Origin of the sequence: Methylobacterium sp. 092160098-2, from assembly GCF_028920805.1 — a bacterium.
Taxonomy (GTDB): Bacteria; Pseudomonadota; Alphaproteobacteria; order Rhizobiales; family Beijerinckiaceae; genus Methylobacterium; species Methylobacterium fujisawaense.
In genome coordinates, this window is sequence record NZ_JAQPZJ010000002.1 from 854,403 (window position 1) to 865,786 (window position 11,384).

Annotated in this window: 22 protein-coding genes; 7 read left to right on the forward strand and 15 right to left on the reverse strand. The window is 68.6% G+C overall.

Going from position 1 to position 11,384, the window contains the following annotated elements; translation table 11 throughout:
* Positions 1-6: 6 nt before the first annotated feature.
* The 4 genes from PQI07_RS29675 to PQI07_RS29690 are packed head-to-tail and all read right to left on the reverse strand — an operon-like array spanning position 7 to position 987.
* Positions 7-252 carry a hypothetical protein gene (locus tag PQI07_RS29675; RefSeq protein ID WP_274928487.1) on the reverse strand — a complete coding sequence of 82 codons (246 nt, stop codon included), beginning with the start codon at positions 250-252 and terminating at the stop codon, positions 7-9.
* Positions 249-512 (reverse strand): hypothetical protein, encoded by a 264-nt coding sequence (locus PQI07_RS29680; protein WP_274928488.1) that lies wholly within the window; start codon positions 510-512, stop codon positions 249-251. The genes PQI07_RS29675 and PQI07_RS29680 overlap by 4 nt, the downstream gene beginning before the upstream one ends.
* 14 nt (positions 513-526) lie before the next feature.
* On the reverse strand, positions 527-751 hold the full coding sequence (locus PQI07_RS29685; RefSeq protein WP_274928489.1) for a hypothetical protein: 225 nt from the start codon (positions 749-751) through the stop codon (positions 527-529).
* Entirely contained in the window at positions 748-987 is a 240-nt protein-coding gene (locus tag PQI07_RS29690) for a hypothetical protein (protein WP_274928490.1), read from the reverse strand. Before PQI07_RS29690 ends, PQI07_RS29685 begins: the two co-directional genes overlap by 4 nt.
* 96 nt (positions 988-1,083) lie before the next feature.
* On the opposite strand from PQI07_RS29690, the gene PQI07_RS29695 reads away from it, so the two are divergent.
* Positions 1,084-1,275 (forward strand): hypothetical protein, encoded by a 192-nt coding sequence (locus PQI07_RS29695; RefSeq protein WP_274928491.1) that lies wholly within the window; start codon positions 1,084-1,086, stop codon positions 1,273-1,275.
* Here the strand turns inward: PQI07_RS29695 and PQI07_RS29700 are convergent.
* The 10 genes from PQI07_RS29700 to PQI07_RS29745 all read right to left on the reverse strand — a co-directional run bounded on the left by PQI07_RS29700 (position 1,272) and on the right by PQI07_RS29745 (position 5,911).
* Positions 1,272-1,520: a hypothetical protein gene (locus PQI07_RS29700; RefSeq protein WP_274928492.1), complete on the reverse strand. Its 249-nt coding sequence runs from the start codon at positions 1,518-1,520 to the stop codon at positions 1,272-1,274. The two genes, PQI07_RS29695 and PQI07_RS29700, sit on opposite strands and share 4 nt — an antisense overlap.
* Before the next feature lie 26 nt (positions 1,521-1,546).
* Entirely contained in the window at positions 1,547-1,771 is a 225-nt protein-coding gene (locus tag PQI07_RS29705) for a hypothetical protein (RefSeq protein ID WP_274928493.1), read from the reverse strand.
* A 322-nt stretch (positions 1,772-2,093) separates the two neighbouring features.
* The gene (locus PQI07_RS29710; protein WP_274928494.1) at positions 2,094-2,387 is read right to left on the reverse strand and encodes a hypothetical protein; all 294 of its coding nucleotides are present in this window, start codon (positions 2,385-2,387) and stop codon (positions 2,094-2,096) included.
* 39 nt (positions 2,388-2,426) lie between these two features.
* Positions 2,427-2,744, reverse strand: coding sequence for a hypothetical protein (locus PQI07_RS29715; RefSeq protein WP_274928495.1), 318 nt, complete (start codon positions 2,742-2,744; stop codon positions 2,427-2,429).
* Positions 2,745-2,782: 38 nt separating this feature from the next.
* Entirely contained in the window at positions 2,783-3,016 is a 234-nt protein-coding gene (locus PQI07_RS29720; RefSeq protein WP_274928496.1) for a hypothetical protein, read from the reverse strand.
* A gap of 55 nt (positions 3,017-3,071) precedes the next feature.
* Positions 3,072-3,320 (reverse strand): hypothetical protein, encoded by a 249-nt coding sequence (locus PQI07_RS29725; RefSeq protein ID WP_274928497.1) that lies wholly within the window; start codon positions 3,318-3,320, stop codon positions 3,072-3,074.
* Positions 3,317-4,018, reverse strand: coding sequence for a hypothetical protein (locus tag PQI07_RS29730; RefSeq protein ID WP_274928498.1), 702 nt, complete (start codon positions 4,016-4,018; stop codon positions 3,317-3,319). Before PQI07_RS29730 ends, PQI07_RS29725 begins: the two co-directional genes overlap by 4 nt.
* Positions 4,019-4,041: 23 nt before the next feature.
* On the reverse strand, positions 4,042-4,782 hold the full coding sequence (locus PQI07_RS29735) for a DNA N-6-adenine-methyltransferase (RefSeq protein ID WP_274928499.1): 741 nt from the start codon (positions 4,780-4,782) through the stop codon (positions 4,042-4,044).
* A 103-nt stretch (positions 4,783-4,885) separates the two neighbouring features.
* Positions 4,886-5,362 (reverse strand): hypothetical protein, encoded by a 477-nt coding sequence (locus tag PQI07_RS29740; RefSeq protein WP_274928500.1) that lies wholly within the window; start codon positions 5,360-5,362, stop codon positions 4,886-4,888.
* 90 nt (positions 5,363-5,452) lie between these two features.
* The gene (locus PQI07_RS29745; protein ID WP_274928501.1) at positions 5,453-5,911 is read right to left on the reverse strand and encodes a hypothetical protein; all 459 of its coding nucleotides are present in this window, start codon (positions 5,909-5,911) and stop codon (positions 5,453-5,455) included.
* Positions 5,912-6,126: 215 nt separating this feature from the next.
* On the opposite strand from PQI07_RS29745, the gene PQI07_RS29750 reads away from it, so the two are divergent.
* The 5 genes from PQI07_RS29750 to PQI07_RS29770 all read left to right on the forward strand — a co-directional run bounded on the left by PQI07_RS29750 (position 6,127) and on the right by PQI07_RS29770 (position 9,855).
* Positions 6,127-6,444, forward strand: coding sequence for an SH3 domain-containing protein (locus tag PQI07_RS29750; RefSeq protein ID WP_274928502.1), 318 nt, complete (start codon positions 6,127-6,129; stop codon positions 6,442-6,444).
* Complete coding sequence (locus PQI07_RS29755) at positions 6,444-7,652, forward strand: hypothetical protein (RefSeq protein WP_274928503.1); 1,209 nt, start codon at positions 6,444-6,446, stop codon at positions 7,650-7,652. Before PQI07_RS29750 ends, PQI07_RS29755 begins: the two co-directional genes overlap by 1 nt.
* Before the next feature lie 10 nt (positions 7,653-7,662).
* On the forward strand, positions 7,663-8,079 hold the full coding sequence (locus tag PQI07_RS29760) for a hypothetical protein (protein WP_274928504.1): 417 nt from the start codon (positions 7,663-7,665) through the stop codon (positions 8,077-8,079).
* A gap of 133 nt (positions 8,080-8,212) precedes the next feature.
* A complete protein-coding gene (locus PQI07_RS29765; protein WP_274928505.1) occupies positions 8,213-8,515 on the forward strand; it encodes a helix-turn-helix transcriptional regulator in 303 nt (100 codons plus the stop codon).
* Complete coding sequence (locus PQI07_RS29770; RefSeq protein WP_274928506.1) at positions 8,512-9,855, forward strand: type II toxin-antitoxin system HipA family toxin; 1,344 nt, start codon at positions 8,512-8,514, stop codon at positions 9,853-9,855. The genes PQI07_RS29765 and PQI07_RS29770 overlap by 4 nt, the downstream gene beginning before the upstream one ends.
* A 532-nt stretch (positions 9,856-10,387) precedes the next feature.
* Here the strand turns inward: PQI07_RS29770 and PQI07_RS29775 are convergent.
* Positions 10,388-10,660, reverse strand: coding sequence for a PilZ domain-containing protein (locus PQI07_RS29775; protein WP_274928507.1), 273 nt, complete (start codon positions 10,658-10,660; stop codon positions 10,388-10,390).
* Positions 10,661-10,902: 242 nt separating this feature from the next.
* Here PQI07_RS29775 and PQI07_RS29780 point away from each other — a divergent pair, with 242 nt between their 5' ends.
* A complete protein-coding gene (locus PQI07_RS29780; RefSeq protein ID WP_274928508.1) occupies positions 10,903-11,310 on the forward strand; it encodes a hypothetical protein in 408 nt (135 codons plus the stop codon).
* Positions 11,311-11,384: the final 74 nt, after the last annotated feature.

An 11,384-nucleotide genomic window follows, 5' to 3' on the forward strand; every position in this document is an offset into this window, starting at 1 on the left:
TGGCGTCTACTCGACGGCCGCGAGGCGTATCCAGGAGCGACCGGAGGCGTCGCGGTCGTAGCCTTTGATGCGGATGCCCTTTTCGGAAAGCAGCCCGTTCAGGGCGATCCGCTCGCCGGCGACGAGGCGCCCGATGTCCGAGGGGCGCAGGTCCGTATGGAGCGAGAGCTCTCCCGGCGTCACGCTGTTCGGAACACCGTGCTCGGACGCCAGCGCGATCAGAGCCTTCGCCAACCGTTCGCGCTTCGTCATTCGGCTCCTCCCGCCCCCGAAGGCGTGCTCGGATCCATACCGGGTGCGGCCGTCTCTCCCTGCAAGATCGCACGCGCCAGCTTCTTCACCTCCGGCACGTCCCTCGGCGGGGGTTCAATTCCGGCGAGGCGGAGCTGTCGCGCGGTCTCGATCTCCTCGCGGAGCACCCGCGACATCATCCGCGTCACCGGGATGTGGAGCCGATCGGACCAGGCCCGGATCCCACGCTTGAGATCGGCGTCCGTGATGTGGTCGTCCATGCCCGGAGCCGATCCTAGTTCAGAACGGGCGCAGCCAGGGCGGCGGCGCCGGCGTCCGTGATCGAGTACACCGGCCCGTCCTCGCCCATCTCCTTCGCCGCGAGCCCTCTGTCGACGAGATCGATGTAGACCAGATGCGCGCACATCGTGGCCTCGTCGACAACCTCGCCGGGGGCATCGGGCCCTTGGGTCAGGAACGCGAGGGCCTGACGGTCGACCTCGCTCAAGGTGTTCTTCACTTCGGTCCTCCGGGCATGGGTTCGTCGCGCAGCGCCGCGAGCACGCGCTCGCCGTGATCTTCGATCCAGTCCCCCGCATCGATGTGGTCGCGCCTATTGGCGCGCAGGTCCTCCAGCAGCTGCGCGATCTCGTCGATCAGCGCGGCTTTGGCGGCCGGATCCGTACCCTTGGTCGTCAAGCGGCTTCGTCCTTCGTCCCGGTCGCCATCAGCGCCCGACATGCCGGGCACGTCCATCCTTCGCGGGTCCGACGCCAGCCCAGCCCTCTGGCCTCGGCCGCGAGCTCCCGGAGCCCGGCCTGCGCGCTCCGGAGGCTGTCATCGAACAGATCCATGATCGGCCCCGCATCCCGACTGGATGGGCAGGCGCTGTTCCGCATCCGCCCCTCGCACCGCATCTCGATCCAGAACGCCAAGGCCGTGCCCTCCGATGGTGGCCCGCCGCCACGCATAATCTCGCCGAACCCGGTCGTGGCCCACGACCCCGACCGGCCGCACCGTCGACCGATCCCGCGCGTCGTCTAGTCGGGCATCTTCGCGTCTGCGCGCTGGCGGGCCTCCTCCGCCAGGCGATCCATGTCCTGCGACAGTTCGTGGTCGCCGAGCGCCCGCGCCCGGTCCGCATAGGCTGAAAGGGCGGCAGGGGTGATCGTGTCCTTCAAGGCGAGCACGAAGTAGTCGAACGCGGGCACTTCCTCGTACGTGCCGTCCGGCTGCCTCCGTTGTACGCGGAACTTCGGCTCCTCGCCGATGTATCGGTCCAGTCTCATCGATCCCTCCTCTCGTCAGTCTGCCGCTATGACGCGCTCGACGGCGTCGAGAACTCGTCCGCGGCTATCGCCGCAGCGTCGGCGAGCACGCTCAGCACGAGTCCGGCGGCACGCATGGAAGCCGTTCCCGGATCGTCCGGAGGGTGGCTCTCCCTTCTTTCGTCGGCGCTTTTCGTGATCTTCTGGCCGGCGGATCGGAGGTGGTCCCCTACCCGGGTCAGTGCTTTCGCCGTCCTGAGGGCGTCATTCATCGCTCACTCCTCGATGTCGAATTTCTTGACGGCCTCATCGACCCCGTCTCCTGTCTCTCCGCGCTCGGCTCGATGCCGTAGAACCGATCGTGGCACGTCCTGCAGACGGTCCGGCCTGCAGCGATGGCGTCCGGGCCCCACTCGGGGACGGGTTGGCCGATGTCCTCCTTGACGGGGCCGCAGTACCAGCCGACCGCATGGCGGTGGGGCCCATACTGTTCGCAGATCCCGCATTCGCTGCTTGGTTCGCCCCATAGGTGAAGGACGTGGATCGGGGCCGGCGTGATGTCGGTCGTCGTCATGTGCTGCCCCGCTACTCTCTTCAGACCGCATCCCGATCGTCGATCTCGTAGAGAGGCTCCCCTCCCCCGGCACGGCGGACGACCCAATACCGTATCGCCAGGACCGCACAGGTCAGGTGGAAGTCGCGCTCGTCGTCTTCGAACATCCCGTCTCCCCGGGGTTCTGCGCGAAACACCGTCTCCCCGCCCGAAACCGGGCAGTCCACGCGAAAGTGTCCGTGACGAAGACGCAGATACCCGACCCGTTCGCCGTTCTCGTAGGCATCGTACTGTTCGGGGTAGGCGGTGCACGTCTTGACCAGCTTGATCGTCATGTTGTCATCATCCGAAAGCGATGGTCTTCAGTTGCACGATCAGCCCCGACGTTCGCGCAGGTACCTGACCTTGAAGGTCGAGCTGTTCGGGCCGGTCTTCTCATGGTCGTACCGCTCCTCGCGACCGGTATCGCCCGTGTCGGTCCAGGCCAGTCCGAACGGCCCCCATGCCTCCGGCGCGTGCCTGTAGAGGGGATTGTCGACGCATATCGCGCCCTGTTGCGAGATGGTGTGGTGCAGCCACTCGTTGACCTGCTTCTCGGTGGCGCCGGCCGGCAGCCGGACCGTCAGCTTGACGTCGACCAGCGTTCCTTCGGGATAGCTGAACACCGCGTCCTCGATCGTCTGCTCGGACATGATCCTCTCCGTGTGTCTCGCGGCGAGCCCGGTCGGCGTCACCGATCCGATGTGGGCGCATCCGAAGGCGAAGCCGCCCCGTTCCATTCGAAGGGATCGACTGCGCCGGGCTCGATCAGGACGCTGGTCCAGTCGCCGCCCGGGTTCGGGAACGTGCTGCCGCTTCCGTCGGGCCCATTCCACTTCCAGCCGCTCTCCGTCATGTACCAGTGGCCGCCCATGATCGCGGGCGCCCTGGCGCCGATCGGCGCTTCCGTCAGCCTGTCGCCCATCGCATCCTCGCCGATGGCGGCCCTCCCTTCGACGGGGCGTGCCGCGTGCCCCCTGCTACGCTCCAGGCCGGCTGGCCCGCGCGACCTTCGTCCAGAACTCGGCCGTCTCGTTGCGGTCGGTCCGGTACTCGATCTCGAGCTGCCTCAGAGCCTCCGCCTTCACCTCCGCCGGCGTGGCGCCGAAGGCGAGCTCGTCCCGGCCCAGGAGCGAGTCGATCGTGTCCAGATCCTGCTCCATCGTCTGCGCCTCGACGCGTCGACGCGCCTCCCGAAATTCAGGATGGTGGTTCCAGATCTCGGTCATTCCTTTTCTCCTTCCACCGAGCACGTCGACGGCGCGAGGACCGCCGTCGCCTTGTCGAGCAGTCTGCGAACCTCGTGGCACATCTCGAACCATGCGGCAGGATCGTCCCCACCCAGGGACGTGGCGGCGTCGGTGCCGTCGCATGCATCGACCATCGAACGCAGCCAGGATAGGGGCGTGATCTCGCGCGGGATGTTCGGATCCCCGGTCAGGAAGGCTTCGCGCAGCGTCTCCTCGGCACGGGCCGAAGCGTCGTTCCGCTTGCGGACATCGTCCGCTGCCGACGAGGACCCTGGCAGCTGCGCCCGGTACGCGCGCATGCGTTCCGCTATGGCCCGGGCCATGGTCGGCTTCGCCTCGCCGGGATTCGCCGCCTCCCGGTCTGCAGCCCACTGGTCGACGAGATCGGGAGCCTGAGGATCGCGACCCAGCAGGACGAACGAGGGCTCGTCCCGGCGGGGAACGCAGCATTCGGACGCCTGGGCAGCCGCCAGCGCGGCGACGTCCTCGGGCCAGAGCCAGCGGACCGGGAACGTCTTCTGGTCCCGGGCCCGCATGAAGTCGGCGTTGGCAACGCAGAGCCGATTGCGGGCGTCCAGGCAGACTGCCGTTTCAGCCGGCCCACGGCGACCGAGCCAGGACGGACCCTCGTCGAACCATTGGGCGAAGTTGTCGAAGCGCTGATCGTGCTCGGCCATCGCGACTGCTCTCCGATAGGGCTTCAGACCGCCAGGGCGTATTGGGCGGTGTCCACGCGGCGTGCCACGACTGCTGCCGTCTGCCTGACCTTCGCCTGCCAGTGCCGCCCGTTCGCCTTGGCCTTTGGATGGTGCTCCAGCGCCTCGTAGAGGGCGGAGAGGCTCGCCCGGCCGCCGAGCGAGCGGATCGCGTCCGTCACGACCTGCCGCCATGCCGGCATCGGCGGGTCGACGTTGAGGGCGAGGTGAATCATCACCGGGCGCTTCAACGCGAGCAGCTTCCCGGGGATGCCGCTGGCCATAAGGCGTTCGACGTCCTCAGCTCCCCAGGCGATAAGTGCGCTCGGCGCCCCGCCGTTGCGGCCCGGCCTGCCGTCGGGATAGCAGAAGGAGATGCGCCCCCGCAGCATCAGGACGGCGTCGGCCTCGTTCCAGACGTGGTCGTGGAAGGCCTTGGTCTCGGTCCTCGCGAATGTGAAGGCGGTACCCCGGCCGTGGCGCGCGAGCCTCTGCAGCCACGTGCCGAGCGCGCGACCGTAGGGCGGGTTGAGCCAGACGCGGCCGAACCACGGCAGGATCAGGCCGTCCTGGGCGGGCCAAGTGTAGTGGGTGTCAGCCGTCGGCCAGGGCTTCGGGTCCGGCGCGGCGCACGGGTCGAGATCGAACGGGCCGAGGGCGTCGATGATCGCACGCGGGGTCAGCCACGTGTCCGTCCGCGTCCCGCGCACCTTCTGGTGACCGCCTATGCCAAGGCCTTCGCCCATGAACCCACCTTCCGCAGCTCTCGAACCGAGCGGAGACGGGACCCTAGACGAACATCGCGCAACGAAGGAATGAAAATCGAAGGAATGGTTGACGATTTCGGCGTCAGCGGGCCTCCGCCTCGATGCGGCGGTACTGGACCGGCTCGTCGATGATCGCCTGACTGGCCTTCTCCGCCCGCCACTTCTCGATGCGCTCGCGCAGCGCCAGGATGTGCGTGATGCGCGGATCCCGGCGCTTCACCTCCTCGCGCAGCCGCCTGACGGCCTCGGCCTTGTCGCGCGCCTCCTTCTCGGCCTTGGCGTCCTTGGCTTCGGCCTCGAGCCTCGCCGGCGTATCGAAGAACTGCTCGTAGGCGTCTCCGCCGGCGGTGGCCGGCGTCATCAGGGCTCCCTTGCGTGCCATCTCGCCGAGATCGGACATCTTCCCTTTGGAGGCGAGCCAGAACCAGCTGCCGCCCGTCGCCACGACGACCAGGCCGAGCAGCCCCAGGGAGGCGAACAGCATGAACTGCCCGAAGGCGCGCATGCGCTGGGCTCTGGCGTGCTCGGCCGCCGTCGGCGAAGTCCTGTACGTCGGCATGGCGGGTCTCCCGGATCCGGTCAGGAAACTAGATATTCCGCTCCTTCGCAAGGCGCAGGCGGATCGACCCGCCCATGGCGGCCGTTCGCCCTACGGCGCCGGATGCTCGGCTTCGATCGCAGCTCCTTCGAGCCGTACGACTTCGACGACGGACTCCAGCACGTCCTCGACCGGGCGCGTGAAATCGACGGCCTCGAGCCCCTCGACCAGGAATCCGTCCAGATCGAGGACGCCGCCGCGAGACAATCCTTCGACGACGTCCGCGCAGCCCGGTTCGGACTCGATCTCGGGGTGCCGGGAACGAAGGAGCTCGGCAATCTCGCTGGACAGCAGGCTTCGTGTGCATTTCAGCCAGAGATCGCTACTGGCGCGCCCGTAGGTCCATCCGTCGACGGCGGCCGCCACGATCTCGGCCGCCACGATCTCGGCCGCTCGTTCCGGCTTGCCGTTGGCCTCCCGCCAACGCGCGAGCGCCTCGAGCCGTTCGTCGACGAGCGCACGCGTCTCGGCGGACCAGCCGGTCAGATCCTCAATCGTCGCGTTCCGCATCGCACCGCTCCGGGCATCCGATCCGAATGCTTCGGATCCTTTAGGCGGATCCTTCGTCCACCGGTCGCGCGGATAGATCCTGTCGTTCACGGCGAGGCAACCTTGATCGACGAAGCGGCGGTGGATCCGCCAGTCCTCCTTCCACTTCACGTTGCGATGGAGAGGGTGCGGGCGCACTATCCGCCTTTCCATGGATCTCGCCCCGGATGTCTGCGGTGACGAACACGCTCAGAACGCTCGCCCTCGTTCTCGCCATCGCATCTCCGGGCACGGCCTGGGCGCAGAGCACGCTTCGGGTGATCGACACCGCGCCCAACGACGTACTCAACGTCCGCGAATACCCGACCTCCGACGCGAGGATCGTCGGCGTCATTCCGCCGGACGGCCGCGGCATCGTTCCCCTCGGGGACCGGAACGGCAACTGGATCTTCGTCCGCTACCGCAAGGTCGAGGGATGGGTCTCGCGCCGGTTCGTGTACCCGGAGGCTCCGCCCGTGCGGCGCGGCCGCAGCCTGGACGACGAGGCCGAGTAGTGCGCGCCCCGACGATGTCCCGTGCGGCCACCCGGCTTGCGGGCGCGATGCTCGTCGCCGCATGCGCCTCAATCCCCGCCTCCGCGCAATCCCCGACCGGCGGCGAACTCGCCCAGGCATACTGGGCGGAACGCTCTGCCGCCGGCGATAGGGCGCCGCTCCTCAACGCCGAGGTTCCGGTGGTCGGTTGTCCGCTCGAGAGCATGGCCGACGACGTGCCACCTCCGAAGACCCCGGCCACCGTGCGCGTCCTCGTCCCGCAGGGGTCGGCCGGCGCGCTGGCCTTCTTCACGACCTCCCCCGATGCACGGCTGGGCGTCCTCGGGCCCAAGGCGTGGTCCTGCCACGGACAGTCGGGATCGGACGGCGACGTGCTCTATGTCGTGCCGCCCGACGCCGTCCTGGACCGCGTCAACGGCGGCTACGCGGGGCCGATGGTCAGCCGCCGGTTCGCCGACGGGGGGACCTCCGGCAGGTTCGAGGTGGCCCGCGTGGCCGGCCGCCTCTTCCCCCAGGCCCGGCGGTTCGCCGAGCGCGTCCGCGCCGAGGGGATGGACGACGCGGGGGACTACGTCTTCTCTCCATGGCCGCGGGACCGCCTGCAGCGCCTCGCCGGTTCGGTCGTAGCCTACTCGACGCCGGGAGGCGCGCAGGGCCTCGGGCGGCCCGGCAAGGGGCCCTACGGTCCCGAGACGACCTCCGGGGTCGTGATGTTCGACGGCCGGTCCGCGGACGAGCCGTCCCTAGTCGAGCTCGCCGTCCGCATGGGCGACGGCGACGACCGTCTCGCGGCCGCGATCACGACCGGGTTCCTGGCGCGCCTGAACGTGCCCGCAGCGTCGGCCCCGCCGCCCGCACCCGCCGCTCCGCCCGCCGGCGCCGCTTTGGGAGGCGAGCCTGCCGCGATCGTCAGGTCCTTCTACGAGGCGCTCGGGCGGGCGGACGGAAGATCCGCCTCGGGCTTGGTCGTTCCTGAGCGCCGCGCCTCCGGCCCCTACTCGCCGGAGGCGATATCGCGCTTCTACGCGAGCCTCGCCGAACCCCTGAGAGTGGTCTCGATCCGCCCTCTGGACGGCTCGGAGGTCGAAGCCCGGTACCGGTACCGCAAGGGGTCGGGCGCGGTCTGCGACGGCGCGGCCGTCGCCACCGTCTCCCGGACCGCCGGCGGTACCTTCATCGCCCGCATCAAACCCCTCAACGGCTGCTGACGACACGACCATGCTTCGCACCGCCTCCCCGATCCTCGCTCTCCTGGCGTCGCTGACTCCCTGCGTGGCTTCGGCGGTCGAGGCCGACTACGGCCTGTCCTGCGGCCGCGAGGTCCTGGACGCCGGCCGCGGCACATCGCGCCCGGCGGCCCATCCCGTCTCCGCCCGCGTCCACTTCACCGGCGGCAGCACGCCCCGGGTCGAGGCCGACGGCAGCAGGACCGTCTACTCCGATCTCGTCCTGACGATCGGCGGAAGCCGCATGGCCGGCGGGACCGTCGACGGCTCCACGTTCGACAGCTCCACCACCTTCGACAAGCCGTTCCGGACGACCGGCGAAGGCTCTACGGTCTGGGCGTTCTCTCGCGGCTTCAACGCCTTCACCCTTCGCCACGAAGGGCGGTGGTACGTATGTCGACGGACCTGAGCGCGCCGCTCTATGTCCGATCGGTAATAGGACGAGCTTATTACCGATCGGACATAAGCGGCTGATATGTTCGTTCGGTAATATCCTTGAAAAATTCCCGAACGGTAATATGCTGTGCGGCGAGGGTATCGCCATGCACGTCGGCAGCACCAAGGACATAGGCCTCCTGATCCGCGCGAGGCGTACGGAGAAGGACTGGACGCAGGCGGATCTTGCCAGGAGCCTGGGCACGACCCAGCGCTGGATCTCCGAGATCGAGAACGGCAAGGCCACGGCCGAGATCGGCATGGTGCTGCAGGCCCTGTCGATGCTCGGCATCCGCCTCGAAGCTGCGCCGGCCGACGCTCCGCGCCCGAAGACCCAGGCGGCGGCGCCGGATCTCGCGACGGCGGCAGACCTCGACGACATCCTCGACGGACCGGGGTATCGGCCATGAGCGGACGTCCGGCACGCGAAGCCGACGAGCTGGTGGTCCTCCTGTCCGGCGCGCTGATCGGATCGGTCCGTCAGCTCGCCAGCGGCAAGCTGCAGTTCGCCTACGCCCCGGCCTGGTTGGAGGCGAATACGGGTCTGCCGCTGTCGCTGTCCATGCCGCTGGTCTCGCCGACCCACGGCAACGGCCCGATCTCGGCCTTCATGTGGGGCCTTCTGCCGGACAACGAGCAGATCCTGGACGGCATCGCCAAGCGTCACCAGTGCTCGGCCCGGAACCCCTTCGCGCTGCTCCGCGCGACCGGGGAGGACTGCGCGGGCGCCGTGCAGTTCGTCCGGCCGGATCGCGTCGAGGCCCTCGCCGACGGTGCTGAAGGCGTCGAATGGCTCGACGAGCGCGCGGTGGCGGAACGGATCCGCCTGCTCAGGAAGGATGCCGGCTCGGTCGGACGCATGGCGAACGATCCGGGCAGCTTCTCGGTCGCCGGGGCGCAGCCGAAGACGGCACTCCTCCGCTCGCAGGACGGACGGTGGGGGATTCCGAGCGGCAGCGTGCCGACGACCCACATCCTGAAGCCTTCCTCGCTCGGCTTGGCCGGGCACGTCGAGAACGAGCATTTCTGCCAGCTGCTGGCGCAGGCGGCCGGCCTGCGGTCGGCGATCTCGACGGTCGAGCGCTTCGAGGACGAGGTGGTGATCGCCTCCAGGCGCTACGATCGGCGCAGCCTGCCCGACGGCCGCATCCAGCGGATCCACCAGGAGGACATGTGCCAGGCCTTGGCGGTCCCTCCGTGGTCGAAATACGAACGGGACGGAGGACCGGGCGCCGCGCGGATCGCGAACGAGATCCTGGCCTTCTCGAGCCGTCCCGACGCCGACCGGACCACATTCATGGACGCGGTCGCCCTCAACTTCGTCATCCTGGGTACGGACGCGCACGCGAAGAACTTCTCGGTCCTGCTCGCAGCCGGCGGCGCCATGCGTCTCGCCCCGCTCTACGACATCGCGAGCGTCCTTCCGTACCCGCACATCCGGGACGCGGGCGACCTGAAGCTCGCGATGTCGGCCGACCGCTACTACCGGCCCGACGAGATCCAGCCCCGCCACTGGCAGCGGCTGGCGCAGCGCGCCTCCTACGATCCCGAGGCCTTCCTGGCGACCATGGGGCGGTACGTGCGCGAGCTGCCCGATCTGGCTTCGGATGTGGCTGCCGGCTGCCGGGCGGAGGGACTGGACGCTCCGGTCATCGGCGAGCTCGTGGACGGGATTGCGAACAGGTGCGCGAGACTGGCGGCGCAGTACGCGCCGTTGGCCGAGGACGCGCCGGTGGGCCCAAGGCCCTGATCCTGCGGGGTCCCCGAACCGTCACCTCGCGGTGGACGGCCGCCATTCGCCTCGAAGAGCAGGATCGGCACGCTCCTCGCCGCCATCCTCCGGATAGATGCACGGAACGTCGCCCTTCCAAAACATGCAGTACTGGGCGAGGCGATCCAGGATGCCTTCGCATGGCATCTTCGTCGTGCACTTCATGTGCGTCGTCCCTCCCGCGGCGACGCCGCACCGCTCCAGCAGAGCGCCTGCGGCCCGGGCGCCGACGGCTTTCCGGCAGGATGGAGCCCGAAGGTCCGTGACGGGATGCGCCAGGGCATAGGTCCGAGCCTGGGCGTACGAGGACATGTATTCGGCGGTCGTAAACCCGGTCGGGCTGGCCGCCGCCGGGGTGGCGCCAAGGAGGAAGAGGATCAAAGTGCGCACGGCGTTCCCGGATCTCCGGTCGAGACGGCAAGCGTGAGGTGCGGGAGCTAAGGAAGAGGCAACGCGGCGCCGCAAATGCCGCCTATCGCCGGACGGTGGGCCCGATCGCCTGTGGACGGCATCACCGGGCGCTGCGCAGATCCTCCTTCGCAAGGAATGCGACACCGACCCGATTATGGCCGCGCCACACCACCTCCGAACGCAGCTTCAGTCCCTTGCCGGGCAGCAGCAGATCGAAGCAGCCGGGGATCATGGCCGAGCCGCTGAAGACCAGCTTGGCACCGTTCGTCGACAGATCGCGGACGAGACAATCGACGATGCAGTAGCTGGCGTGGAACGAGATCTTTCCCCCGATGTACGTGCGGACCCTCGGTGACCGCCGACACTCCACCATCTGGACCAGCTCCTTTCTGGAACGACGAATTCAAATCGCACCGGCATCGGAGGTGTGCCGGCGGGCCTGTCCGTATAAGGACACGATGCAGCTGGGAGCGTCCACGGCCGCCGACCGCCGGCACCATTCCTTCGATGCTCCTGGTTAACGTGGGGCCGGGGTCGAACCCCGGGATGAAGCGGCCTCCGCCGATTGTCGTTTGCGACGCCTGCGGCAATCCTTCGTTCCGACAGGAGGGCACGATGCCGAAGTACGACTGGAACTGGGACCTTACGGACGACGAGGAGATGGCCCCCAACGCCAATCAGTGCACGCGGGAGGGCTGGGCTCTCGTCAACGACAGCACCAGTGAGGCGCGCATCGAGAAGATCGACGTGCTCGGCATCCTGGCCGACGACGGCCATGCCTTCGACATCGTCGCGAGATCGGCGGTCGAAGGCAGCGAGTACCATGTCGCCGCTCTGGAGCACATCCGAGCCCACAACGAAGGCGAGTGGGCTCTGTTCGAAAAGCGGATCCGGACGTCGGGGAACGACTACCGGGGGCGGCCGCAGCCGGCGTTCGAGGACGTCGTCGAGGCGGTCAACAAGTACGCCCTCGCCGCGATGCGCGAGATCGTCGATGCGGGAGCCTCCGGACCGCGTCCCTGACGCGGCGGGAGCGCCCTGCCCCACCGGAATTTGTCCTGCAATGCAATTCCCGGCCGCTCTCCGGTGCTAGCCCG